Source organism: Paraburkholderia bannensis (genome assembly GCF_014200455.1).
Taxonomy (GTDB): Bacteria; Pseudomonadota; Gammaproteobacteria; order Burkholderiales; family Burkholderiaceae; genus Paraburkholderia; species Paraburkholderia bannensis_A.
Genome location: NZ_JACHBW010000008.1, coordinates 257,245 through 279,450 on the forward strand (window position 1 = coordinate 257,245; position 22,206 = coordinate 279,450).

The window sequence follows — 22,206 nt, forward strand, 5'->3', positions numbered from 1 at the left end:
GAATATCGAAGCGGCAACACTTAAAAGTTCACGCGAATGCCGGCCATGATGGCCAGTTGCCGATCGGAATTACTGTTCACGAGATTGGGAATCTGCGCGTAATTCACGCTCGCACCCGTTTGCGTATCGATGCCCAGCCCTGCGCCCGATGCCTTCTGCGCAATCGCCACGGCATAAAGCGCCGTCTGCTTCGAGAGCAAATAATTGGCGCCCAAATTGATCTGATGAAAGCGCGTGGAACTGCCGCCGCTGACCTTCGCATCGTTGAAGATGTAGGCCGCGCCAACGGTCCACGCAGGCGTTACCGTATAAACCGCATTGAGTTCGGCGATATCGAACGACACATCCGAGCCGGATGGATGCGCGCCGCTGGCGAAATACTGGCTGTTTTCAAGGCGCGTGTGCGTGTAGACCACGGCAATCGTCGCCTTGTCGATGACGACCGAGCCGCCCGCGCCCCACGCCTTCATCGAGGACGCATTCTGCAACTGGCAGTATGAAGCGTCGGTATTGGAGCAGGTCAGGTCGCCGATATAACCGCTCGATCCGCCCAGTGCCGCGTCGAGCGGCTGATTCAGCGAAAGATAACCGGCGCTTAAGGAAAACGGCCCTTGATTGTAGGCCGCAGCAAACGCATAGCCGCGTTTCGCCGAAAAATCCCCGGCCTGTCCGCCAAAGCTGAATGTGCCGCCGAAGGTGAATCCACCGAAATTCGCGCTGGTGAATTTGAGCGCGTTATTGAAGTTGAACGCTTCGTTCAGGTTATCGATGTCGCCGAAATGCGAGCCATACAGCGTCGCCCAGTTGTTGCTCGACGCGTAGACGCCAAGAAAATCCGAATACGAATCGTACTGCCGCCCGGCTGAAAGCGTGCCATAGCGCGCGTCGCCAAGGCCAACCCAGGCCTGGCGACTGAACAGCGAACCGCTTTGCAGCATCGCGCCGGTGCCGGTCAGGAACTGGTTTTCGAGGTCGAAGCTGGCCTTGAGGCCGCCGCCCAGATCTTCACTGCCCATCAAGCCCCAGCGCGAAGGCACCAGATTGCCGCCGCTCATCTGCACGGCGTGGCCGCCGTGAACGGAGCCGTCGGCGTTGGTCGTCTGCTGGTTGGTCGAATAGATCAGGCCCGCATCCACGGTGCCATAGAGCGTGACACTGCTTTGCGCCGCAGCGCCAGCCGAAACACCCATGAGAAGGACTGCCAATGCCTGACCGGTCAATTTATAGTTCATCGTTGTTTTGAATCGTATTCAGCGTGAGTGGAAGCGAGGCGTCAGCGCGATGTCGCGCTTCGAGGGCAATGTAGAAGGCCAAAAATGCGGACCGGCAGCACAAATCGGCAACGCGCGCGATCCGGCTGGGCAAACCAGGGTTTGTTTGGAGAGAGGCCAAAGCTGGCGAAAGGACGCCGCGAAAATGACAAACGCTCACGATTGCGCAGATCGCCCGGTAAAATCACCCTCGCACCCGCCCCGCCCCAAGGACCCAATCCGATGAAACTCCACCAGTTGCGCGTGCTGCTCGCGCTCGCGCAGCACGGCAGCATGCATGAGGCGGCGCGCAGCCTGCACGTCTCGCAGCCCGCGCTGTCCAAGGCCGTCGCCGAACTGGAGCGCGAACTGGGCGTGACGCTGATCTCGCGCTCCGTGCGGGGCGTGAGCCTCACGAATTACGGCCGCGCGCTGGTCAAGCGCGCGAGCGTGGTCGAGCATGAATTGCGTCACGCGCTGGAAGATATCGAATCGATGCGTGGTCACGCCGAAGCGCAATTGAATATCGGCTTTTCCGCCGTCGCTTCGAGCGGCCCCCTGCCCGAAGCAATCGCGGCGTTTCGCACGCGCTTTCCGTCAGTGACGATCCGCGCCTATGAGTTGCGTCCGCAACAAATCCTCGAAGGCCTGCGCGAAGGCCATCTCGACCTCGCGCTGATTTCCACCAATAGCGGCCCGGGCACCGGGGCGTTCCAGTGGGAACCGCTCTTTTCCGTGGGCATGATTGTGGCCGCGCGTCCCGGCCATCCGCTGGGCCGCGTCACGCGCATCCGCTCGCTGGCCGAGGCGCAATGGCTCACGCTCGATCCACTCGACGATCCCGGCAGCCCGATTGCGAGCCTGATGCGCCTGCATCGGCTGGAGATGCCGCGCGACGTGGTGCAAAGCAGTTCGAACCTGCTGGGTCTGCAACTGGCCACGCGTACGGATCTCATCAGCGTGTGGTCAGATTTCGTGTTCAACGGCGGCGTGGGCCCGCTGGCGCTCAGTCCCGACGCACTCAAACCGCTGCCGATCCGCGATGAATTGCCGAACTACGACGTCTTCATGGTCTATCGCTCAACCGATCTGATGACGCAAACCTGCCTTGAGTTCAGTAAGGAAATCCGCCATCGCGGGCGGCAAATGGTGTCACCGCGCATTGCCGCGCAAGCCGCGTCCACCGGCGCTTCGCGCGCCAGAAAGCCGTCGGATGGCTGATTGAAAACGCGAGTGAATGCACCACAACGAAGCACTCATTACTTACCGCGTTTAACATATGAGTAATAAATTCGTAATTGGGGAGTAATTAGTTGTAACCATAATCCGCCGCCGTGATTCCAATTTCCTAACGCTCGTTCGCGAGCTTTCACGACGACGGAGCCCCTTGAATGTCTGCTTCACGCACCCGTTTTCCGCTGCGCCTCGCGCTGCTTTCCAGCGTTGCCGCGCTAGCCGCCTGCGGTGGCGGCAACAATAATAATTTGACGACGGCCGCCACGCCGGCCCCGCCCGCCGATCCGGGCTTCGTCGACGCAGCGCCCATTCCCGACGTCCCTGCTTTCGTCGACAACATCGCCACCAACCAGCGCGGCGATGCGCGCTACGCAACGCTCGCAACCAATGCCGGCGTGCGCGTGGTGGCGCGTTTTCTGGACCTCTGGCAGCCGCTCACGCTGCTCGTCGACGCAGGCGTCTCCGCGTCCGCGAACGGCTCGTTCCCGGCCGTCACGCAATCGACGTGGACGGGCCTGCCCAACGACGGCACGCCGGGCGGCACGATTCTCAACAGCACGGTGCTCGGTGCAAACGTGCAATACGTTGTCAACGCAACGACCAATCGCACCCAGGCGCAAGCCGATGCGGCCTACTACGACGACCGTCGCGGCAAGGGCTACAGCGTGACCGACGGCATGGGCCCGCTCACCAGCGTCTGGCGCGCGGCCGCGCAGCAAACCACCAGCATCACATCGATTCCCAGCAACGCCACTACCACGCTCTACAACGATTCGGGCAATAACACCGGCGTGGGCAGCAGCACCAACACCAGCTTCGGCCAGGTGGTCGATCTGCTCAATACGATGGGCAATAACGCTTCGACGGAACCGGCCAAGCGCTTCTACAAGTACGCGCGCCCGTTCCGCTGGAGCACGAGCGTCGTGGTCGATCCCACCCTGGTGCCCGCGATCAGCACGACGCCCGCCACCGATGGCGGCTTCATCAGCGGCCACGAAGCCGAAGCGATGCGCGACGCCATGACGATGGCTTACCTCGTGCCCGAGCGCTTCCAGGAGATGGCCAGCCGCGGTCTCGAACTCGGCGAAAACCGCATTCTCGCGGGCATGCACTCGCCCCTCGACGTGATCGGCGGGCGCATGTTCGCGCTCGCGGCCACGGCTGCGAATCTTTACGACCCGGCCAACGCCAGCCTCAAGAGCGCGGCCTATACGCAGGCACACAACACGCTCATGCAACTCACCAGCACGAGCGCGACAACCTTCGCGGCCTACGCGCATTCGGGCACCAGCACGACCGACCGTTTCGCCGACTACGCGACCAACAAAAGCGAATTCGCGCGCCGCATGACCTTCGGCTTCCCGCAGATCGAATCGACCGAAGCACCGCCCGTGGTGCCCAAGGGCGCGGAAGTCCTGCTGGAGACGCGCTTTCCGTACCTGAGCGCCGATCAGCGCCGCGTGGTGCTGAAGACCACGGAAATCGCCTCGGGCTACCCCGTGATGGACGACGCCGAAGGCTGGGGCCGCCTGAACATGTTCGCCGCCGCCGACGGTTATGGCGTGTTCAACGGCAACGTGAGCGTGTCGATGGACGCCAGCAAGGGCGGCTTCAATGCGGTCGATACGTGGCGCAACGATATCTCCGGCACGGGCAAGCTCACGCTGCAAGGCAGCGGCACGCTCAAGCTCGCGGGCAATAACACCTTCAGTGGCGGCTCGCAGGTGAGTGGCGGCGTGCTCGAAGCGGATTCGGCCAATGCGTTCGGCCGCGGCGATGTGTATGTGGGCGGCAATGGCGGCGTCGCGGTGGCCGCGAGCGGCACGCCGGTGACGGTCAACGGCAAGTTCACGCAGCTTGCCAACACCACGCTCGAACTATCGCTCGACGGCAACGGCGGCGGACGTCTGCGCGTGGGCGGCCAGCTCACCGTCGCAGGCGGCACGCTGCACGTGAAATTCGTCAACGGTTACACGCCCAAGGCGGGCGACACGCTCGACCTGATCGACGGCAGCGGCGGCGCGATGCAATTCACGACCATCAACGTCGACGGCTTCAAGGCCACGCCGGTTTATACGAACACGGGCGTTTCGGTGAAGCTCTCCGCTTCTTGACTGATTTAAGGCCACGCTTTAAATCGACGTAAAAAAGCCCCAGCGCGTCGACACGCTGGGGCTGGGTGCTTGCCGCGCAAACGGAAAAATCAGGCAAAAAATAGCCGCAAGCTCTGCGGGTTTTAAGGGGTGATGACCCAGGCACTCGCGCAGTAATCCTCATGCCCGATGTCGACAGATTGGATGTAAGTAGCATCAGGCACGGAAGACATTATTCAAGTTACTCCTTGCAGCGTATAGAAGCAGTTGCGCGCGACGCGATCGCAGCAGCGCGCAAAATGTCGCATCTTCAAAGTCGCCTGTTCAAATCATCCGGACATCGCCCGGACATGAGGATTCCATAGCAGATTCGCGCGCGTCATCGTAGGATTCAGGCTTTATCGCTAATACGTCGTGCGCCGCATGCATCGCTACGAAACCCTCGCGCACACCATGGCCGACGAGATCCGCTCCGGCAGCATTCCGGTGGGCGCGCGCATGCCCTCCTTGCGCCATGTGATCGCGCAACACGGCGTAAGCCAGGCCACGGCCACGCGCGCCTACTATCTGCTCGAAGAATGGGGGCTCGTGCGCGCGCAGGAGCGCTCGGGCTACTACGTCGCGCCGGGCGCGGGCGTCACGGCAGTCGAGCGTGCGCCGCTCGCCGCTGCGGGCAGGGTCGATATCAGCAATCTGGTGTTTTCGGTGCTCGATGCCGCGCGCGAGCCCGATATCGTGCCGCTCGGCTCCGCGTTTCCCTCGCCGCAACTCTTTCCGCTCGAACGACTCGCCAGGTCGCTCGCCACGGCTTCGCGCAATCTCAATCCGTGGAGCACGGTGGTCGATCTGCCGCCCGGCAACGAGGCGCTGCGCCAGCAGATCGCGCTGCGTTACATGGGGATGGGCATCGCCCAGCCGATGGACGAAATCGTCGTGACCAATGGTGCGCTCGAAGCGCTCAATCTCTGCCTGATGGCCGTCACGCGGCCCGGCGACTGCGTCGCGGTGGAGTCGCCTGGTTTTTACGCGGCTTTGCAGGCGATCGAGCGGCTCGATCTGCGCGCGGTGCCGATTCGCGTCGATCCTGTTACCGGCCTCGATCTCGACGCGCTCGCCGACGCGCTGGAAAACCATCCCATCCGCGCGTGCTGGTTCATGACCAATTTCCAGAATCCCACCGGCGCCACGCTTTCGGTCGAGAAAAAGCGCGCGCTGGTCGAATTGCTCGCACGCCACGAGATTCCGCTGATTGAAGACGACGTCTATGGCGAGCTGCATTTCGAATCGGACTATCCGTTGCCCGCGCTCGCCTTCGATACGCGTGGGCTCGTGATGCACTGCAGTTCGTTTTCGAAGACATTGGCGCCGGGCTACCGGATCGGCTGGACGGCTGCGGGCCGCTACGCGCAGAAGGTGCAACGGCTCAAGCTGATGTCCACGCTTTCCGCGAGCATTCCGGTGCAGGCGGGCATGGCCGATTATCTGCAACACGGCAGCTACGACCGCCATCTGCGCAAGGTGCGCGCGGCTTTGCTGGCACAACTCGGCGAAATGGAGCGCGCGATCCGCCGCTGGCTGCCGCGCGGCGTGCGCTACGCGCGGCCACGCGGCGGCTATTTCGTGTGGCTCGAATTGCCCGAAGCCATCGACGCGATGGCCTTGCATCGCCTCGCCATCGCGAGCGGCGTGAGTCTCGCGCCCGGGCCGATCTTTTCGCCTGAACACGGCTTTCGCAATTGCATCCGCCTGAACTTCGGCCACCCGTGGAGCGAGCGCATCGAGGCCGCGATGCGCACACTCGGCAAGCTGCTCGCCGATCCGGCTGTGCGCATGCCGTTGTAACGCCGCCTTGAGGTAAATCCCAGATTGACAGTCGATGTCGTAAGATAGGTTTTTTGATGCACTCTGGATGGATCGACACGTATGCCACTTTCGGGACGGGGCGCGAGCGCTGCGCGGCAGTTTGAAGAAGACGCGACGGACTGGTCGGCGGTCTGCACGAGCGACGAGGTGGCCGACTGCACGGCGCGCGCCGTGACGCTCGGGGCCGCAAGGCTGGTGGTCTGGCGCGACGGCGAGGGCGGCGTGCACGTCTGGGACGACCGCTGCCCGCATCGCGGCGATCCGCTGTCGGGCGGCAGCGTCAACGGCGGTTTGCTTACCTGCCCCTCGCATGGCTGGCGTTTCGACGTGAACGGCCAGCAGGTGCGCATGCTGACGGTGGCGTCGCCGCGCTGCATGAGCGCGAACGACGCCACCGCTTATCCGGCGTGCGAGCGCGATGGGCTGATCTGGGCCTGCGTCACGTCGCCAGCTTGAAGCAGACAGTCTGAAGCAGACATCCCGGCGGCTCAGGCGCGTTTGAGCACGAGACGCGCTTCCAGACCGCCGCCGCTGCGGTTATGCAGCGAGAGCTGCGCGCCCATCGCCACCGCCAGTTGACGCGCGATCGCCAGTCCCAGACCGGTGCCGCCCGTACCGCGATTGCGCGAAGTTTCCAGCCGGTAGAACGGCTCGAACACCTTCTCCAGCGATTCCTCCGGAATGCCCGGGCCGCGATCCATCACCGAGATCGTGACCTGCGCGTCGCCCGGTCCTTCGACCAGCGCAATTTCCGCCGCGCCGGCGAACTTCAGCGAGTTATCCACGAAATTGCCGACGATGCGCTTGAGCGCCTGGGCGCGCGTCACCACCGCCAGCGGCGCACGCGTGTCGTAGCTCACGTCGCTGCCGGCGTCGATGTAATCGCACACGATGCTGTCGAGCATCGAGTCCAGATCGAGCCGCACCGGCACTTCAGCCACGCCGTGCAGCGTGCGCGCGTAGGCGACGCCTTCCTTGACCAGTTGCTCCATTTCCTGCAGATCCTGGCGCAGACGCGTCGCTTGAGCGTCGTCGTCCATCACATCGACACGCAATCGCATGCGCGTAATCGGCGTTTGCAGATCGTGCGAGATGGCCGCGAGGATCTGCATGCGTTCAGCCATATAGCCGGAGATACGCGCCTGCATCGCATTGAAGGCGCGCGCCGCGCGGGCGACTTCGGATGGCCCGTTTTCGTCCAGATGCTCGGTCTTGAGATCGGGGCCGAGGGTATCGGCGGCCTTGGCAAGCGCATTGAGCGGCTGCGTCGCCACGCGCACCGCCAGCCAGCAGCACACCGCCAGCACGATCAACTGCACCCCAAGCACCAGCGGCAGCCAGCGCGATAGCGGCAGCGCACGCTGCGGGCGCACGTCGATGGTGAGCGGCGTGCCGTCGCTCAGACGCAGATGCACCTGGAAGTGCTCGCCGTTGCCGGGGATCGCATTGGCGGTCATGGCGTAGTGCTTGCCGATGCCCTTCGAGATCGCCGACTCGTAGCGCATCGACAGTTGCGCATCGGGCGCGACGCCCTGCACGCCCTCGCCCAACACGAACATATAGCTGCGCCGCGCGAGCTTAGGCAACCAGGCGGCGCGTTCGGCGGGCGGCAGATTGTCGAGCAACGCGACGGAACTCGCCACTTCGCGCTCGACGTAATCCATCATCATGTTGGCTGTGGTTGCGTCGCGCTCGGTCAGCGTGAGCCAGACGGAAAGCGTCTGCGCGAGCGCCAGACCAATGCAGAGAATCAGCGCAAGCCGCGCAAACAGCGTGCGGGGCCAGTGCAGCAGATGGCGCCCCGGACCTTCGCTCAGGGCAGCCGCGGGCGCGGCATGGGTGGCGGCGCTCATGGCGTCCCCTCGATCGCGCTCACCGTCGCCGAGAACACATAGCCCTCGTTGCGCAGCGTCTTGATGTAGCGCGGTTCGCGCGCGCCATCGCGCAGGCGTTGGCGCAAACGGCTCACGAGCAGATCGATGGAGCGGTCGAAGGCATCGGCCTGACGCCCCTGGGTGAGGTTGAGCAACTGGTCCCGTGTGAGCACGCGCTGCGGGTTGTCGAGAAACACGCGCAGCAGCCGGTATTCCGCGCCGGAGAGGGCCACCAGCGTGCCTTCCTCGTCGAGCAGGTGGCGCGCCGTGGTGTCCAGCCGCCATTCGCCGAAGCCGAGCATCGGCGCCGTTTCCGTCACCTGCATGCCGGGCGGCAGCATGCGCGTGCGGCGCAGCACCGAGCGGATGCGCGCCAGCAGTTCGCGCACGGCAAACGGCTTGGAGAGATAGTCGTCGGCGCCCATTTCAAGTCCGACGATGCGGTCCGTCTCCTCGCTGCGCGCCGTGAGCATCAGCACCGGCACCGCGCGGAACCGGCTCGCGCGCAGGTCGCGGCACAGCACGAGGCCGTCTTCGCCGGGCATCATCAGGTCGAGCACGATGAGGTCCGGCGCGCCGTTTTCGAGCGCCTGGCGCATTTCGCGGCCATTGGCGGCGAGCGACACGCGCATACCGTTCTTTTCGAGGTAATCCGCAATCAATTCGCGGATGCCGCGATCGTCGTCGACGATCAGGATGTGGTCGATTTTTTCCATGCGCCGATCATACTCCGCACTGTGACGCACGACGCGCGAGGCGGCGTCGGCGCTCGTTCGGGTTGGCCGACGGGTCGTCGTCCGCTTCGAGATTTTCGCGCCGTGTGGCCGGGGCCAGCGTGCAGACGAGCGGATGCACCGCTTCGTTCGCAAGACCGCCAGCCAGCAGCGCGAGCATCGCAAAGAGCCGCTTCATGCGTCCTCCGCCACGGCAACCACCGAAAGGCTCGCGCCATCGTTTACGCCGGCTTCGAGCGCATAGACGTCCACGCCCTCCAGACAGCCCAGGTTTACGCGCCAGAGTCTGGAATCTCTTCGCGTCTGATGAAACGGATAAATGCCGCAGTGCCTGCAGAAATAATGCTTCGCTACGCGGGTGTTGAACTGATAGAGCGTGAGGTCCTCTTCGCCGCGCGTGATGGTGAGTCCGGCGGCCGCGAACGGCGGCGACATCAGCGCGCCCTTGCGGCGGCATAGACTGCAGTTGCAGCGCGAAGCGGGCGCGATCGCGGTGCGGACTTCGAAGCGCACAGCGCCACAGTGACACGAACCGTGCAGGACCTCGGCGTTCATGAGCGTTCTCCTCGATGCATTCGATTGCGATGGAGGCTTTATAGCGCAGAGAGAAAAACGCTTTGTATCCCAATGTATCGGCCTGTACCGTCGACACAAAATATTGCACGGCGAGGGGAAAAAGCGCTCACAGCTTCGGCGGTGGGCGGCGCGTTTCTCGACCACTTCGGCGCGACCGGCGCGCCGTTTTCCTTCGTTAGCCCTGTCGCGCCGTCGCGCGTGATTTCGGAACATCGGATTTGAGCGCAGCGCTCGGGCCGCGCGAGCGAAACGGCCTCGCCGCCAACGGCGTCAACGGCGTCAACGCCAGCACAGCCACACAAAACGCAAGCTGGGAAACAAAGAACGTCGCGAGCCACTGCCCATGTCTCGCGACGTACCAGCCGTTGTGCAGCACATCGCACACGATGATCGCGACCGTCAGCGCGAGGCCCGCACGCGGGCGCACGAATAGCAGCAGCGCGGCGAGCGGATCGAGCAGCGTGAGCGCGGCCCAAAAGAGCTTGCTGACGAACACGATGTCGCTACCGTAGCCGTAGTCCCAAAGCAGCCCATGCGCCGCAATGGCGCGCGCGTGATTAAAGGTCGCGGCGAGCAGCCAAAGCGCAAAGAATGCGCGGATAACAAGAGCGCGGCGATGCATGGGGCGGGCAGTTCCGTTCATGAGAAGGCGCAGAGGTAAGCGGCGCTCGAAGCGTAGCAGACCTTCGCGCCCGGTTCGATGCCCGGCTTGATGCCCAGCTTGATGCCCGTTCGCTGGCCATCCGGCCAGGTGTTGCTCGCCGGATCCCCTTCTTAAGATTTCCGCGTCGGACTCGATCCCGCAGTCCCCTCTTGTTTCGCCACCATTCGAATCTCCGCCGTGCACGCGCCAATCATGACGGCGCGCAAACTCACGCCACACGAGCGCGAGGCCCGGCTTGACGAATGGTGTCAATAATGACACCATGAGACACGAACAGAAAATACTCGAACAGATGCGCGGCGAACCCGCCAATGTGCGCTTCAACGACCTCTTCAAGGTCTGCGAGACGTATTTCGGCGCGGCACGTCAGTGCGGCTCCAGTCATGCGGTTTTTAAAATGCCGTGGCCGGGCGACCCGCGCGTGAATATCCAGAACGATCACGGCAAGGCCAAGGTGTATCAGGTGCGCCAGGTTCTCGAAGCGATCGACAAGCTCAAGGAGCTGCAACCATGAAGCACGACCACTACACGTATCGTATCTCGTGGTCCCCGGAAGACGAGGAACACGTCGGGCTGTGCGCGGAGTTTCCTTCGCTGTCGTGGCTCGATAAGTCGCCTGAGGGCGCGCTCGCCGGTATCCGCCGCCTGGTGGACGAAACCGTGCAGGAAATGACGGCTAACGCAGAGAAAGTGCCCGATCCCATCGCCGATCGCAGCTATAGCGGCATTTTCAAGGTGCGGATTCCGCCAGCGGCCCATCGCGCGCTGGTGATCCAGGCCACCGAAGAAGGCGTGAGCCTCAACCGCCTCGCCAGCGCGAAGCTCTGCGCGTGATCGTCACGTCAATCTGCGCGGCCTGCTGAATCCGCCTGGTTCAGGCGGCCGCGCGTCATCGCCCGGATCGCCACCGCTGCCGCCGCGAATCCAGACGACGCGCCCACCAGCAATGCCCAGCGCGGGCCCCAATGGTCGGCCACCCAGCCGACGATCGGCGCGCCAATTGGTGTGCCGCCCAACGCCACGGCCAGGCGGATCGCGAGTACGCGCCCGCGCATCGAAGGCTCGGTGGAGAGCTGCATGAGACTATTGGTCTCCGTCATGACCGTGAGCGACGCCACGCCGATCACCACCAGCGCCGCGCCAAACCAGCCATAGCTGGGCGCAATGGCCGCCAGCACACAACCCACGCCAAACATCACCGATGCAATCAGCAGCGATGCAAAACGCGGGTTGCTGCGATGCGCCCCGAACAGCGCGCCCGACACCGTGCCCACCGCCATCAGCGAGGAAAGCAGGCCATAGCCGCCCGCGTCGGCGTGAAAGACGCGCACGGCCATCGTCGAGATGAAGATCGGAAAATTCAGGCCGAACGTGCCGATCAGAAACAGCATCACCACAATCGCCTTCAGATCCGGGCGCGACCACACGTAGCGAAATCCCGCCACGAGGTTGCCCTTGGCGGGCTTGGCCCGCGCCCGCATGCGCAATTCGTGCGAGCGCAGCCGCGTGAGCGACACCAGCACGGCTACGAAGGACAGCCCGTTGAGCACGAACGCCCAGCCCACGCCCACCGATGCGATCACGATGCCCGCCACCGCCGGCCCGACCATGCGCGCGGCGTTGAACGAGGTCGAATTGAGTGCGACCGCGTTGGCGAGATCGGCATCGCCGACGAGTTCGGAAACGAAGGTCTGACGCACCGGCGAATCGAACGCCGTGGTGGTGCCAAACAGGAACGCGAACAGATAGACGTGCCAGAGCTGAACGACGCCTGTGATCGTCAGCAGCCCCAGCGCCAGCGCGAGCACGCCGAGCATCGCCTGCGTGAACATCAGCAGACGGCGCTGATCGAAGTGATCGGCCGCATAACCCGACCACGGCAGAAACAGCAATTGCGGCCCGAATTGCAGCCCCATCACCACGCCCACCGCCGCCGCGCTGTGATGCGTGAGGCCCGTTAATACGAGCCAGTCCTGCGCGGTGCGCTGCATCCAGGTGCCGACGTTGGACACCAATGCGCCCGCCGACCACACGCGATAGTTGAAGCTGCGCAGCGAACGGAACATGCCGGTGGCGGAATCGCTCATGACGGGCCTTGCGTCCTCAGGGCTGCACGAGCCGCTGAAGCAGCGCAATGGCGTGAGCGAGTTCAGCCTGTTCGGCGCTGCAAAGGCGCGCTTCGATCGTGCGGGCGAGCCAGTCCTGCCGCGCTGCGCGGCTTTCGCGCATCCAGCTCGCGAAGGCCTCGGTGAGCGACCAGAGGGTCTGCCGCCCATCGGCCGGATCCGGCGCGCCGGTCAGCAATCCCGCCGATTCCAGCGCGGCGACCACGGTGCCCATCGACTGCGGGCGCATGCCTTCCGCACGCGCGAGGCTCGACACCGTGGCCGGGCCATCGCGCTCGAGGCGTTGCAGGACGGCCAGTTGGGATGGACTGAAATCGCCTGCACTCGCCTGTTCGCGCAAACGCCGTTTGAGCTTGCCAACCAGCGCGCGCAGATCGCCGGCGAGCGCAGCGGCCTGAGCGGAGACGGGTTGGGCGTCGGGTCGCGTCGTGCTGGAGGTCGGATGAGCGGTCATGCGCGCATTCTAGATAATATGAAGCTAAACTGCAAAGCTAAGCTTCATATCCACGCGCGAGAATCGGTGCCGCGGCGTGCCGTCGAACGTCCAGCAGATCCGCCAATCCTTCCACCGTGCGCAAGAATGATTTCCAGGGATCATGGTTAACCCCAGGCCTCCAGGCTCGTAGACTGTGCTCATCGGTTGCAGCGAATCCGCCGCACCGAATACCAAAGCACAATGGAGGTTGTCATCATGAAGTCCCTGATTCAAACCGTTGCAGTTGCTGTTGCTCTTATCGTTCCGGTTGCATCGTTTGCCCAGTCGAATGTGTCGTCGAACGGTCCTGTGACCCGCGCCCAGGTTCGCGCCGAACTGGTTCAGCTCGAAAAGGCCGGTTATAGCCCCGCACGCGGCAGCGATCCGCACTATCCGGACGATCTGCTTGCCGCCGAAGCCAAGGTTGCAGCGCAGAACAAGGCTGTTGGCGGCGTCGCCGATGGCTCGTCGGCTTCGGGTGCCGCTGCTGCCGCAGCACGCCCCGCCTACGACGGCATGAAGCCCGTCTACTTTGGCCAATAAGCCAGCGTGGCTGACACGCCGGGGACCGCGCGACGCTTGCCGCGCGGCCCTCGACCGACGACAGCCCCACTCAAGCCGTCACTGCATCGCCGGCAAAGAACGGGTAGTCGGTGTAACCCAGCTCAGTGCCGCCGAAGAACGTCGCGCGGTCATACGGATTCAGCGGCAGATGCTTGCGCAGACGCTCCGGCAGATCCGGATTCGCGATGAAGTGCCGCCCGAACGCGACCAGATCCGCGTCGCCTGACTGCACGATCGCCTCGGCGCTCGCGCCATCGAAACCGCCCGCCGCAATGATCGGGCCGTGAAACACCGCACGCAGCGTCTTTGCCGCCACCGGCGCCTGATCGCGCGCGTCGTCCTCGATATTGCCGGCGATGCGCGGCTCGATCAGATGCAGATACGCAATACCTAGCGCGTTCAATTGCGCGGCGACGTAGGCGAACAGCGCTTGCGGATCGCGATCGGACATATCGCCCCACGAACCGCTCGGCCCAAGCCGCACCGCCACTTTATCCGCCCCCCAGACGTCGATCACGGCGCGCGTCGCATCGAGCAGCAGACGCGCACGGTTCGCAATCGATCCGCCGTACTCGTCGGTGCGACGATTGCTGCCGTCCTGCAGAAACTGATCGAAGAGATAGCCATTGGCGGCATGCAGTTCGACACCATCGAATCCAGCCGCAAGGCCACGCTTTGCGGCCGCGCGAAAACTCTCCACGACGCCGGCCAGTTCCGCAGTCTCCAGCGCACGATTCGGCGTGTTCGGCACCCAGCCCGCTTCCGTGTAGGCCACGCCGCCGTGCGCCACTTCGGACGGCCCGACCGGGCGGCCGCCGTTCGGTTGCAACTGCGCATTCGATTGGCGGCCCGCGTGATAAAGCTGCAGGAAGATCTTGCCGCCTTTGGCGTGCACGGCGTCGGTGACGGTTTTCCATCCGGCGATCTGGCTGTCGTCGTAGAGACCCGGTGCGCCGAGATAACCGTTGCCCTCGGGCGCGGCGATGGTGGCTTCGCCAATCAGCAAGGCGCCAGGCGAAGTACGTTGTGCGTAATATTCGGCCATCAGCGGGCCGGGGCGTGCGCCTTCCCCGGCGCGCATGCGCGTGAGCGGCGCGAGGACGACACGATGCGAGAATGCATACGAACCGATTTTGACTGGCGAAAAGAGCTTGGGCATTTCGTTCTCCATCATTGCGTGTAGCAGTTGCGTCATGCCGACGACCGGCGACGCTTGAGACGAAATGTAGACGTGCAGCCGTGCGGGAAAAACGCTCTGGCGGTGCACTCACCCCGGACGCAGATGTCCGCAATCGCGCGGCGCCCTTTGCCAGCGCGCCTTTTGCGATTGTTGGCACGAGCCGAATAGTCATATCGCCCGGCTGGCATCGATCCGCTCGTGAACCGTTGCGCTCATGCACAATCAGGTTCCGAACTCAGGTTCCCGAACGCCCACAGGAATAGCCTCGCGATGACCGAACCCGAACGCCTGAGCAGCACCGGCGTCGCCCGCACGTCCGGAGCGCTCGATCACATGAGCGGCATCGTGGTGTTCACGCGCGTGGCGGAAACGCTGAGCTTCGCGCAGGCCGGCCGGCAACTCGGGCTGTCGGCATCGGCAATCGGCAAGGCGGTGGCACGGCTGGAAACGCGCCTGGGCGTGCGGCTCTTTCATCGCAGCACGCGCAGCATGCGCCTCACGCCCGAGGGCGAGCTGTTTCTGGCGCGCTGCCAGCGCATCCTCGGCGAAATCGAGGAGGCGCAAGCCGAACTGGCGATCTCACGCGCCAGGCCGACGGGCCGCCTGCGAGTGAGCATTCCGCTCGTCGGCACCTTGCTGATGCCGGTGCTGGCGGCGTTCATGCACGCGTATCCGGAAGTGCAGCTCGATATCGACTTCAGCGACCGCATGGTCGATGTCATCGAAGACGGTTTCGACGTGGTGCTGCGCACCGGCGAGGGCGTCGATTCGCAACTCACGATGCGCACGCTCGGCTATTACACGCATCTGATCGTGGGCGCGCCCGCCTATCTGGAAGCGCGCGGCGAGCCGGCGAAGCCCGAAGAACTGGCCGCGCACGCGTGTCTGCAGCACCGCTTTTCGCGCTCCGGGCGTCTGCGGCGCTGGACCTTCGTGCGCGACGGCGTGTCGTTCGAGGTCGATCTGCCCTCGACGGCCATCGCCAGCGCGGTGGAGCCGCTCATCGCGCTGGCCGAAGCAGGACTGGGTTTCGCGAACGTCCCCGATTACACCGTGCGCAGGCAACTCGCCGATGGCTCGCTGGTCGCCGTCCTGCGCGATTTCACGGCGGACCGGATTGCGTTTCGCGCGCTATGGCCGTCGGGGCGCATGACGCCGCCGAAGGTGCGCGTGTTCGTCGACTTCCTGCATCAACATCTGTTTCCGGACGCCGCATAAACCGGTGGCACGTTCGCGGCATGGTTACAGAAAGCGCGCCTGATCCAGATCCGAAATCAGCGATGGCCCGAGCGGTTTCCAGCCCAACCGCGCCTGGGTCAGCGCACTGGAAGCCGGCATATCCATGCCGACGAACATCGCCATCCAGCCAAAGTGTTCCTGCGCACGTTGCGGCGAAATCGACACCACCGGCAGTTTGAGACCGCGCCCGAGCGATTCGGCAATCTCGCGGCTGCTCACGCCTTCCTCGCCCACGGCGTGATAACGCGCGCCTGGCCGCGCTTGTTCGATTGCCAGCCGATAAAGCCGCGCGACATCGGACAGATGCCCAGCCGGCCAACGGTTGCTGCCCTCGCCGAGATAGGCCACCGCGCCCTTCTCGCGCGCAATCGCGATCAGCGGCGTAATCAGCCCTTGTTTGAGCGGGTTATGCACTTGCGGCAGGCGCATCACGGAGATATTCACCCCGGCGTCGAGCAGCGCGTTAGCCGCAATCTCCGAGCCAATGCGCGGATTCGGATGACTCGTGTTGAAAACGTCCTCGCTCGCGGGTTCGCCGTGCTCGCCGCTGCCCACCCCCGTGCCCGAGGTGATCAACAGCGGCCGGTTCGAGCCTTGCAAAACCGATCCCAACGCTGCAATCGCGCGCTTGTCCTTTTCGCAGTTCTCGACGAATCGCGAGAAGTCGTGATCGAACGCCGCGTGAATCACGGCGTCCGCTTGCGCGGCCCCGCGCTTGAGGCTCTCGACGTCTTCGAGGGTGCCAAAGTGGGGTTGCGCGCCCGCCGCCTTGAGCGCCTGCGCGCCCGCGTCCGAGCGGGTCATGCCGATTACCTCGTGACCGGCTTCAAGCAGTTCCGGAACAAGGGCCGAGCCGATAAAACCGGTCGCACCCGTCAAAAAGATTCGCATCGTCAGCTCCTTCTGGTCGTGACCTGCGAACTATCTGCCGAATCGCTATTCCGTTAAAGTAGTGACGTTATCATGGTAAAACGACTAACAGGACCGGCCATGTCAGTCACCACCGCCACCTCGCTCGGCGACTTCCTGAAGAGCCGCCGTACCCGGCTCGATCCCGCGAGCTTTGGTTTTTCCGGCCGTCGGCGCACACCCGGCTTGCGTCGCGAAGAAGTCGCGCAACGCGCGAATATCAGTCCCACCTGGTACACCTGGCTCGAACAAGGGCGCGGCGGCGCGCCCTCGGCCAGCGTGCTCGAACGCATCGCCAGCGCGCTCATGCTCACCCATACCGAGCGCGAACATCTCTTCATGTTGGGTCTGGGCAGACCGCCGGAGGTTCGCTATCACGCCGTCAACGACGTCCATCCGCGCCTGCAGCGTTTTCTCGATTCGCTGCAATCGAGTCCCGCCATCATCAAGAACCCCGTTTGGGATGTGATCGCATGGAATCGCGCCGCGGCGGTCGTGCTGACCGACTACGGCGCGCTGCCGCCCAACGGTCGCAATATTCTGCGTTTTCTGTTTGGCAATGCGCAGGTGCGCGCGAAGCAGCATGACTGGGATAGCGTCGCGCGCTTTGTGGTGGGCGCATTCAGAGCCGATGTGGCGCGTGCGGGTCTGGTGTCCGAAGCGGGCAAACTCGTCGATGAGCTGAGCGCCGCGAGCCCGCAATTCGCAGCACTCTGGCGCGAGAACGATCTGCACAATCACGCCGATGGCGGCGTAAAAAAACTGCTGCATCCCCAACTCGGCCCGATCGAACTGGAGTATTCGGCCTTCGCTGTCGATGGGCGGCCGGATCTGGGCATGATTGTTTATACCCCGCTAGACGACGCGATGGCCCAGCGCATCAAGAGGCTCGCGCAGACTACGCCATTGGGCGTAAAGTCCGCCGCTCACACGCCGGCCGACGATCGCGCCGCTGTCTCATCAGACTAAATCGACTGGCTCATTTTGGGCCTTTCCTGCTTTTCCCTAAGGATTGCAAATCTTCATTCGAATATCTCCAGTATTGCGAAGACAGCGGCGAAGACAGCGCGCACGATAGCTTGATTCAATTTGAATAGCGACTTTCATCATCCTGTAATGATGAGAATGTGGCGAATCTCACGGCGCGAATCGGCAATACCCAGGTTTGCAAGCCAGACGATCTTTGATACGCCCACGCTCGACCGGGATCGATTTGCCCCGGCACAACAAACTCCGCGAAGTTTTTAAAGCGCGATCAAGCCGGAGATAACCATGAGACCTGCTTGCCCCCTGTTTCTGGGGCTGATATTGGTTCTTTGTGCGCTCGCTGCTCACGCAGACGGTGTGACGGGAGCAGGAAGCACCCTCGCCGCCCCCCTCTATGCGCGATGGGCTGCCGAATATCGGCAATCGGGCGGCGGCAAGGTGATCTATCGCGCCACGGGCTCCTCCGAAGGGCTCAAACAGGTCATTGCCCATGAAGTCGATTTCGCGGGTTCTGATGCGCCGCTCACCGAAGACGAACTCAATCACCACGGCCTGCAACAGTTCCCCACTGCCATTGGCGGCGTCGTGCCCGTCGTCAATCTACCGGGAATCAAGGCCGGACAAGTGATATTGACGGGCGAAGTGCTCGGCGACATTTTCCTCGGAAAAATCCAGTATTGGGACGATCCGGCCATCGTGCGCTTGAATCCGCAGATCAAAATGCCGGATACGCCTATTGCGGTCGTGCGTCGTCAGGACGGGTCCGGTACGACGCTGATCTGGACGCATTATCTCTCTCAGGTCAGCCCCGAATGGAAAAGCCGCGTAGGCGAAGGCACGAGCGTTCATTGGCCGCTGGGAATCGGCGGTAAAGGCAACGAAGGCGTTGCGACCTATGTGGGTTATCTGCCTGGCGCAATCGGCTACGTTGCATGGGATTTCACGAAGCAGAATCATCTGACCTATGTGGCAATGACCAATTTTGCGGGCGCTGTGGTCCAACCCGGGCCGTCCTCGTTCAATGCCGCAGTCGCCAGCGCCAACTGGACGAACTCGCTGGCTCCAGCCTTGACCAATCAGCCGGACCACAATGCCTGGCCCGTGATCGGCGCAACCTATGTGTTGCTGCACGTTGCACCCGACGGCTCGGGTCACGCCGATGCGACCTTGAAGTTTTTCGACTGGGCCTTCGCACACGGCGCAGCGGCGATTCAGACGCTGGATTACGTCTCGCTGCCGCAAGCCGTGGTGGCCAGAATTCGCGCGCAATGGACGCAATGGAGCGAGGCGGCGCGTAGCGACCAGATGCACAAGGCCGTCGCCGCCAAATGACGCGCCGCCCATGCCGCCCGCGCGGAGAAACGCGTTCGCTTGCCGATTCACTCGACCGAATCGTGAATATCGGTCAGACGAATCATATGCGGTTGAGCGCCGATATCTTCATCCGTCTGGTCCTGGGTGGGCGGATGGATGAGGGCGTCAAGGCGCGCGCGCGTGGCGAGAAATTCAGGTGAATTGAATTGCGCGTAGCTGCGCGGTCGCGGCACGGGCACTTCAATCAACTCCTGCACCTCGCCGGGATTCGCTTTGAGCACGAGAATGCGGTCGGCCAGAAAGATCGCCTCGTCCAGATCGTGCGTAATAAAGAAAATTGTGATGTCCACATTGCGCCAGATATCCAGCAAATGCCGCTGCATCTTCGCGCGCGTCTGCGCGTCGAGCGCGCCGAACGGTTCGTCCATGAGCAGAATTCTGGGCCTGTTGGCAAGCGCACGCGCAATCGCCACCCGCTGTTTCATGCCGCCCGAGAGCTGATGCGGGTACGCATTGGCGAACTTCTCCAGCCCCACCAGATCGAGCCATTGCAGCGCTTCACGCTGCGCTTGCGCCGCGCCCTGCCCGCTCATGCGCAGGCCGAACATCACGTTCTTCTTCACCGTGAGCCATGGAAACAGCGTATAGCCCTGAAACACCATGCCGCGATCCACACCCGGACCGCGTACGGCTTTGCCATCCACACGCACTTCGCCCGACGTCTGCGTTTCCAGCCCAGCGAGAATGCGGATCAAGGTGGATTTGCCGCAACCCGAAGGTCCGATCACGCAGACGAACTCGCGCCGGTGCGTCGTGAAGCTGATATCCGCCAGCGCCGTATGCTCGCCCTGCGGCGATGCAAAGCGTTTGGTCAGATTGCGCACTTCGAGAATCGGCTCGCGCGCCTTGAGCCGCGCGAAGCGCTCGCGCACTTCACTGGATTGCAGAAGATAGTCGGGGACGGGCTGCGGGTTATACATGGTGGCGTCCTTTGAAATGAAAGCGTGATGCAGATGAGGCTCATGAAGCGCGTTCACGCCTTCAAGATGCGGTCCCACGGAAACAGCTTGCGCCCGACGAACGCCAGCACCAGATCGGTTCCCAGCCCGATGATGCCGATCATCATGATCGCGGCGTAGACATTGTCGAAATGCTGATAGCGCGCCTGCTGCGTGATGTACCAGGTGATGCCCGAACTCGTGCCCACCAGTTCCGCCACAATCAGATAAGTCCACGCCCAGCCCAGCAGAATGCGCTGGTCGCGATAAAGGTCGGGCAGGATGCCTGGGACTACGACATGCGTAAGCAGCTTCAACCGCGTGGTCCCCAGCGTCATGGCCGCTTCGAGCAAACCAAATTCCAGCTTGCGCGTGGTGTTCGCGATAATCAGCACCTGCTGGAACAGCGTACCGATCACGATAATCGCAATCTTCGGCGCGTCGTAAATGCCGAGCACGGCCACCATCAACGCACCGAACGCGGGCGCGGGCAGATAGCGGAAGAATTCGAAGAACGGCTCCTGCAATCGCGCGAGCGCACTATAGGTGCCGCACACGATGCCCAGCGGTACGCCGATCAACGACGACACCAGAAAGCCCCAGAAAATGATCTGCACGCTATGCCAGAGGCTCTGATGCAGCCACACACCGTCCGCCGAAGCGGGCGGCGTGGTGAAGGCCGTATAGAACGCACGCAGCACTTCATGCGGTGCGGGCAGATAGACGGGGTTTGCAGGCACACCCGAGGGCAGCGCCGCATGCGTGTCTCGCGCATGGGAGAGTTCATCGGCGAACACCGCCTTGTCGATACGCATGCCCGGCTGAAAATAATCGACACTACCGGGCTGCGTAATCAACATCTGCGGATGCCACACGAACGGCACGTAGCTCACCAAGCACCACACGAGGAGCGGCACCAGAAACGAGCCGAGTCCCAACATCCATTTGCCGCGCGATGTAAGCTCGCGGCGTACTGCAAACATACCGGTCTGGCTGATTTCGGCCATGGTGCCCTCCTCTGATGCGGCGATGCGGTTTACTTCAAGGCGCTCGTGATGGACGGATCCACATATGCGCCCACATCCTGCGAGGTCTTATAGACCTGATACTTCACATTGAACGCATCGGCGGCGTAACTGGAGCCATAAAGCGACTTGAAGCCGTCGGCCTTCACATAGGCCTGCTGCGCTTCGGGCAGCGTAAGCAGCCTGGTGCCCTTGAGCAGCGGCAGATATTGCGCGGGCGTCAGACCCACACGCGCCGACATGATCTTCACCGCATCGCCCTGCGTGGCCGGATCTTCGATGTAATGCACCACGCGATACCAGACCTTCGCGAGCTTTTCGTAATCGGCCTTGTGCGCCGCCAGGCTCACGGGATTCACGGCGAGCACGTCGTAAATGAGGCCCGGCTCATCGGCGGACGTGAACACCGGCCGCGCGCCCGGCACCGCGCGTTGCGCCTCGCCCGCGTTAGGCTGCCATGCCGCGATCGCGGCCACATCGGACGACGCCAGCACTTGCGGCGTTTCCGTGGTCTTGGCGTTCACCAGCGTGACGTCGCCTTCCTTCATGCCGGCGCGCTGCAAAGCGTCGAGCAGCAGTAGATGATCGACCACACCGAATTCCACGCCAATCTTCTTGCCCTTCAGATCCTGAATCTTGCGCGCGGGCGGCTTGGCGATCACCATGTCGTTACCGTTCGAATAATCGGTGATCAGCGCCATGACGTTTTTCGCGCCGTTCGCGCCCATCGTGAGCGCATCGCCATTGGTCACCAGCACCGCGTCCAGCTTGTTGGCGGCAAACGCATCCATCGAGGCCGCGTAGTCGAACCAGTCAAACTTCACGTCCAGACCGGCTTCCTTGAACCAGCCCTTGTCGATGGCGACTTGCCAGGCCACCCAGCCCGGCCAGTCGCTATAGCCGATGCGCAGCGGCGCGGCGCTCGCAGCCTGGCCGGTTGCAGCAAACAGTCCGGCAGCGAGCGCAACGCCCGCGGCAACACGGGTGGCCCAGCGGCGCGCCGGGGACGTGCCCGGTTCAAACGTAACGTGCGTGGTTTTCATGACTGATCTCCAGGTATTGAACGGTACGACGGTGGTTTCTGAAACTCGGGGATTGA

At 63.3% G+C, this 22,206-nt stretch carries 23 protein-coding genes; 10 read left to right on the forward strand and 13 right to left on the reverse strand.

Translation table 11 applies throughout. From position 1 onward, the window contains the following. Positions 1-20 precede the first annotated feature (20 nt). Entirely contained in the window at positions 21-1,232 is a 1,212-nt protein-coding gene (locus F4827_RS15630; protein ID WP_183724843.1) for a porin, read from the reverse strand. A 261-nt stretch (positions 1,233-1,493) separates the two neighbouring features. Here F4827_RS15630 and F4827_RS15635 point away from each other — a divergent pair, with 261 nt between their 5' ends. The 4 genes from F4827_RS15635 (at position 1,494) to F4827_RS15650 (ending at position 6,898) form a co-directional block, all read left to right on the forward strand. Continuing rightward, the gene (locus F4827_RS15635) at positions 1,494-2,471 is read left to right on the forward strand and encodes a LysR family transcriptional regulator (protein WP_183724844.1); all 978 of its coding nucleotides are present in this window, start codon (positions 1,494-1,496) and stop codon (positions 2,469-2,471) included. Positions 2,472-2,641: 170 nt separating this feature from the next. Beyond that, on the forward strand, positions 2,642-4,600 hold the full coding sequence (locus tag F4827_RS15640; protein WP_183724845.1) for a phosphatase PAP2 family protein: 1,959 nt from the start codon (positions 2,642-2,644) through the stop codon (positions 4,598-4,600). Between the two features lie 402 nt (positions 4,601-5,002). After that, positions 5,003-6,421, forward strand: coding sequence for a PLP-dependent aminotransferase family protein (locus tag F4827_RS15645; RefSeq protein WP_183724846.1), 1,419 nt, complete (start codon positions 5,003-5,005; stop codon positions 6,419-6,421). An 81-nt stretch (positions 6,422-6,502) separates the two neighbouring features. After that, on the forward strand, positions 6,503-6,898 hold the full coding sequence (locus F4827_RS15650) for a Rieske 2Fe-2S domain-containing protein (protein WP_183724847.1): 396 nt from the start codon (positions 6,503-6,505) through the stop codon (positions 6,896-6,898). A 32-nt stretch (positions 6,899-6,930) separates the two neighbouring features. On the opposite strand, the gene F4827_RS15655 is transcribed toward F4827_RS15650, so the two are convergent. The 5 genes from F4827_RS15655 to F4827_RS34935 all read right to left on the reverse strand — a co-directional run bounded on the left by F4827_RS15655 (position 6,931) and on the right by F4827_RS34935 (position 10,542). Beyond that, positions 6,931-8,295 (reverse strand): ATP-binding protein, encoded by a 1,365-nt coding sequence (locus F4827_RS15655; protein ID WP_183724848.1) that lies wholly within the window; start codon positions 8,293-8,295, stop codon positions 6,931-6,933. Next, positions 8,292-9,032 carry a response regulator gene (locus F4827_RS15660; protein WP_183724849.1) on the reverse strand — a complete coding sequence of 247 codons (741 nt, stop codon included), beginning with the start codon at positions 9,030-9,032 and terminating at the stop codon, positions 8,292-8,294. Before F4827_RS15660 ends, F4827_RS15655 begins: the two co-directional genes overlap by 4 nt. Positions 9,033-9,039: 7 nt before the next feature. Next, complete coding sequence (locus tag F4827_RS15665) at positions 9,040-9,228, reverse strand: hypothetical protein (protein ID WP_183724850.1); 189 nt, start codon at positions 9,226-9,228, stop codon at positions 9,040-9,042. Further along, the gene (locus F4827_RS15670; RefSeq protein ID WP_183724851.1) at positions 9,225-9,605 is read right to left on the reverse strand and encodes a GFA family protein; all 381 of its coding nucleotides are present in this window, start codon (positions 9,603-9,605) and stop codon (positions 9,225-9,227) included. Before F4827_RS15670 ends, F4827_RS15665 begins: the two co-directional genes overlap by 4 nt. 196 nt (positions 9,606-9,801) lie before the next feature. After that, positions 9,802-10,542 (reverse strand): hypothetical protein, encoded by a 741-nt coding sequence (locus tag F4827_RS34935; protein ID WP_221303696.1) that lies wholly within the window; start codon positions 10,540-10,542, stop codon positions 9,802-9,804. A gap of 10 nt (positions 10,543-10,552) precedes the next feature. On the opposite strand from F4827_RS34935, the gene F4827_RS15680 reads away from it, so the two are divergent. Continuing rightward, positions 10,553-10,804: a toxin HicA gene (locus F4827_RS15680; protein WP_183724852.1), complete on the forward strand. Its 252-nt coding sequence runs from the start codon at positions 10,553-10,555 to the stop codon at positions 10,802-10,804. Next, positions 10,801-11,124: a type II toxin-antitoxin system HicB family antitoxin gene (locus F4827_RS15685; protein ID WP_183724853.1), complete on the forward strand. Its 324-nt coding sequence runs from the start codon at positions 10,801-10,803 to the stop codon at positions 11,122-11,124. Before F4827_RS15680 ends, F4827_RS15685 begins: the two co-directional genes overlap by 4 nt. A gap of 8 nt (positions 11,125-11,132) precedes the next feature. Here F4827_RS15685 and F4827_RS15690 read toward each other — a convergent pair whose 3' ends face one another. Next, a complete protein-coding gene (locus tag F4827_RS15690; protein ID WP_183724854.1) occupies positions 11,133-12,377 on the reverse strand; it encodes an MFS transporter in 1,245 nt (414 codons plus the stop codon). 16 nt (positions 12,378-12,393) lie between these two features. Further along, a complete protein-coding gene (locus F4827_RS15695) occupies positions 12,394-12,870 on the reverse strand; it encodes a MarR family winged helix-turn-helix transcriptional regulator (protein WP_183724855.1) in 477 nt (158 codons plus the stop codon). A 237-nt stretch (positions 12,871-13,107) separates the two neighbouring features. On the opposite strand from F4827_RS15695, the gene F4827_RS15700 reads away from it, so the two are divergent. Continuing rightward, entirely contained in the window at positions 13,108-13,434 is a 327-nt protein-coding gene (locus F4827_RS15700; protein ID WP_183724856.1) for a DUF4148 domain-containing protein, read from the forward strand. A 70-nt stretch (positions 13,435-13,504) separates the two neighbouring features. On the opposite strand, the gene F4827_RS15705 is transcribed toward F4827_RS15700, so the two are convergent. Then, positions 13,505-14,614: an alkene reductase gene (locus F4827_RS15705; RefSeq protein ID WP_183724857.1), complete on the reverse strand. Its 1,110-nt coding sequence runs from the start codon at positions 14,612-14,614 to the stop codon at positions 13,505-13,507. A 291-nt stretch (positions 14,615-14,905) separates the two neighbouring features. Between F4827_RS15705 and F4827_RS15710 the strand changes: the two genes are divergently transcribed. After that, positions 14,906-15,853 (forward strand): LysR family transcriptional regulator, encoded by a 948-nt coding sequence (locus F4827_RS15710; RefSeq protein ID WP_183724858.1) that lies wholly within the window; start codon positions 14,906-14,908, stop codon positions 15,851-15,853. Between the two features lie 24 nt (positions 15,854-15,877). Here F4827_RS15710 and F4827_RS15715 read toward each other — a convergent pair whose 3' ends face one another. After that, positions 15,878-16,765 (reverse strand): SDR family oxidoreductase, encoded by an 888-nt coding sequence (locus tag F4827_RS15715; protein WP_183724859.1) that lies wholly within the window; start codon positions 16,763-16,765, stop codon positions 15,878-15,880. A gap of 99 nt (positions 16,766-16,864) precedes the next feature. Here F4827_RS15715 and F4827_RS15720 point away from each other — a divergent pair, with 99 nt between their 5' ends. Together F4827_RS15720 and pstS are read left to right on the forward strand one after the other, a co-directional pair. Beyond that, positions 16,865-17,752, forward strand: a complete 888-nt coding sequence (locus tag F4827_RS15720; RefSeq protein WP_183724860.1) for a helix-turn-helix transcriptional regulator — start codon at positions 16,865-16,867, stop codon at positions 17,750-17,752. A 303-nt stretch (positions 17,753-18,055) separates the two neighbouring features. Beyond that, positions 18,056-19,102: a phosphate ABC transporter substrate-binding protein PstS gene (pstS, locus tag F4827_RS15725; protein ID WP_183724861.1), complete on the forward strand. Its 1,047-nt coding sequence runs from the start codon at positions 18,056-18,058 to the stop codon at positions 19,100-19,102. 47 nt (positions 19,103-19,149) lie between these two features. Here pstS and F4827_RS15730 read toward each other — a convergent pair whose 3' ends face one another. From F4827_RS15730 to F4827_RS15740, 3 genes are read right to left on the reverse strand one after another with little or no spacing between them, the layout of a single operon-like run. Further along, positions 19,150-20,064 carry an ABC transporter ATP-binding protein gene (locus F4827_RS15730; RefSeq protein WP_183724862.1) on the reverse strand — a complete coding sequence of 305 codons (915 nt, stop codon included), beginning with the start codon at positions 20,062-20,064 and terminating at the stop codon, positions 19,150-19,152. A 53-nt stretch (positions 20,065-20,117) separates the two neighbouring features. After that, positions 20,118-21,089, reverse strand: a complete 972-nt coding sequence (locus F4827_RS15735; protein WP_183724863.1) for an ABC transporter permease — start codon at positions 21,087-21,089, stop codon at positions 20,118-20,120. A gap of 29 nt (positions 21,090-21,118) precedes the next feature. Then, complete coding sequence (locus tag F4827_RS15740) at positions 21,119-22,150, reverse strand: ABC transporter substrate-binding protein (protein WP_183724864.1); 1,032 nt, start codon at positions 22,148-22,150, stop codon at positions 21,119-21,121. Positions 22,151-22,206 lie beyond the last annotated feature (56 nt).

Excerpts from the sequence above, each read along its gene's own strand:
- F4827_RS15630 (WP_183724843.1), bottom strand. The coding sequence starts at position 1,232 with ATGAACTATAAATTGACCGGTCAGGCATTGGCAGTCCTTCTCATGGGT.
- F4827_RS15635 (WP_183724844.1), top strand. The coding sequence starts at position 1,494 with ATGAAACTCCACCAGTTGCGCGTGCTGCTCGCGCTCGCGCAGCACGGC.
- F4827_RS15640 (WP_183724845.1), top strand. The coding sequence starts at position 2,642 with ATGTCTGCTTCACGCACCCGTTTTCCGCTGCGCCTCGCGCTGCTTTCC.
- F4827_RS15645 (WP_183724846.1), top strand. The coding sequence starts at position 5,003 with ATGCATCGCTACGAAACCCTCGCGCACACCATGGCCGACGAGATCCGC.
- F4827_RS15650 (WP_183724847.1), top strand. The coding sequence starts at position 6,503 with ATGCCACTTTCGGGACGGGGCGCGAGCGCTGCGCGGCAGTTTGAAGAA.
- F4827_RS15655 (WP_183724848.1), bottom strand. The coding sequence starts at position 8,295 with ATGAGCGCCGCCACCCATGCCGCGCCCGCGGCTGCCCTGAGCGAAGGT.
- F4827_RS15660 (WP_183724849.1), bottom strand. The coding sequence starts at position 9,032 with ATGGAAAAAATCGACCACATCCTGATCGTCGACGACGATCGCGGCATC.
- F4827_RS15665 (WP_183724850.1), bottom strand. The coding sequence starts at position 9,228 with ATGAAGCGGCTCTTTGCGATGCTCGCGCTGCTGGCTGGCGGTCTTGCG.
- F4827_RS15670 (WP_183724851.1), bottom strand. The coding sequence starts at position 9,605 with ATGAACGCCGAGGTCCTGCACGGTTCGTGTCACTGTGGCGCTGTGCGC.
- F4827_RS15680 (WP_183724852.1), top strand. The coding sequence starts at position 10,553 with ATGAGACACGAACAGAAAATACTCGAACAGATGCGCGGCGAACCCGCC.
- F4827_RS15685 (WP_183724853.1), top strand. The coding sequence starts at position 10,801 with ATGAAGCACGACCACTACACGTATCGTATCTCGTGGTCCCCGGAAGAC.
- F4827_RS15690 (WP_183724854.1), bottom strand. The coding sequence starts at position 12,377 with ATGAGCGATTCCGCCACCGGCATGTTCCGTTCGCTGCGCAGCTTCAAC.
- F4827_RS15695 (WP_183724855.1), bottom strand. The coding sequence starts at position 12,870 with ATGACCGCTCATCCGACCTCCAGCACGACGCGACCCGACGCCCAACCC.
- F4827_RS15700 (WP_183724856.1), top strand. The coding sequence starts at position 13,108 with ATGAAGTCCCTGATTCAAACCGTTGCAGTTGCTGTTGCTCTTATCGTT.
- F4827_RS15705 (WP_183724857.1), bottom strand. The coding sequence starts at position 14,614 with ATGCCCAAGCTCTTTTCGCCAGTCAAAATCGGTTCGTATGCATTCTCG.
- F4827_RS15710 (WP_183724858.1), top strand. The coding sequence starts at position 14,906 with ATGACCGAACCCGAACGCCTGAGCAGCACCGGCGTCGCCCGCACGTCC.
- F4827_RS15715 (WP_183724859.1), bottom strand. The coding sequence starts at position 16,765 with ATGCGAATCTTTTTGACGGGTGCGACCGGTTTTATCGGCTCGGCCCTT.
- F4827_RS15720 (WP_183724860.1), top strand. The coding sequence starts at position 16,865 with ATGTCAGTCACCACCGCCACCTCGCTCGGCGACTTCCTGAAGAGCCGC.
- pstS (WP_183724861.1), top strand. The coding sequence starts at position 18,056 with ATGAGACCTGCTTGCCCCCTGTTTCTGGGGCTGATATTGGTTCTTTGT.
- F4827_RS15730 (WP_183724862.1), bottom strand. The coding sequence starts at position 20,064 with ATGTATAACCCGCAGCCCGTCCCCGACTATCTTCTGCAATCCAGTGAA.
- F4827_RS15735 (WP_183724863.1), bottom strand. The coding sequence starts at position 21,089 with ATGGCCGAAATCAGCCAGACCGGTATGTTTGCAGTACGCCGCGAGCTT.
- F4827_RS15740 (WP_183724864.1), bottom strand. The coding sequence starts at position 22,150 with ATGAAAACCACGCACGTTACGTTTGAACCGGGCACGTCCCCGGCGCGC.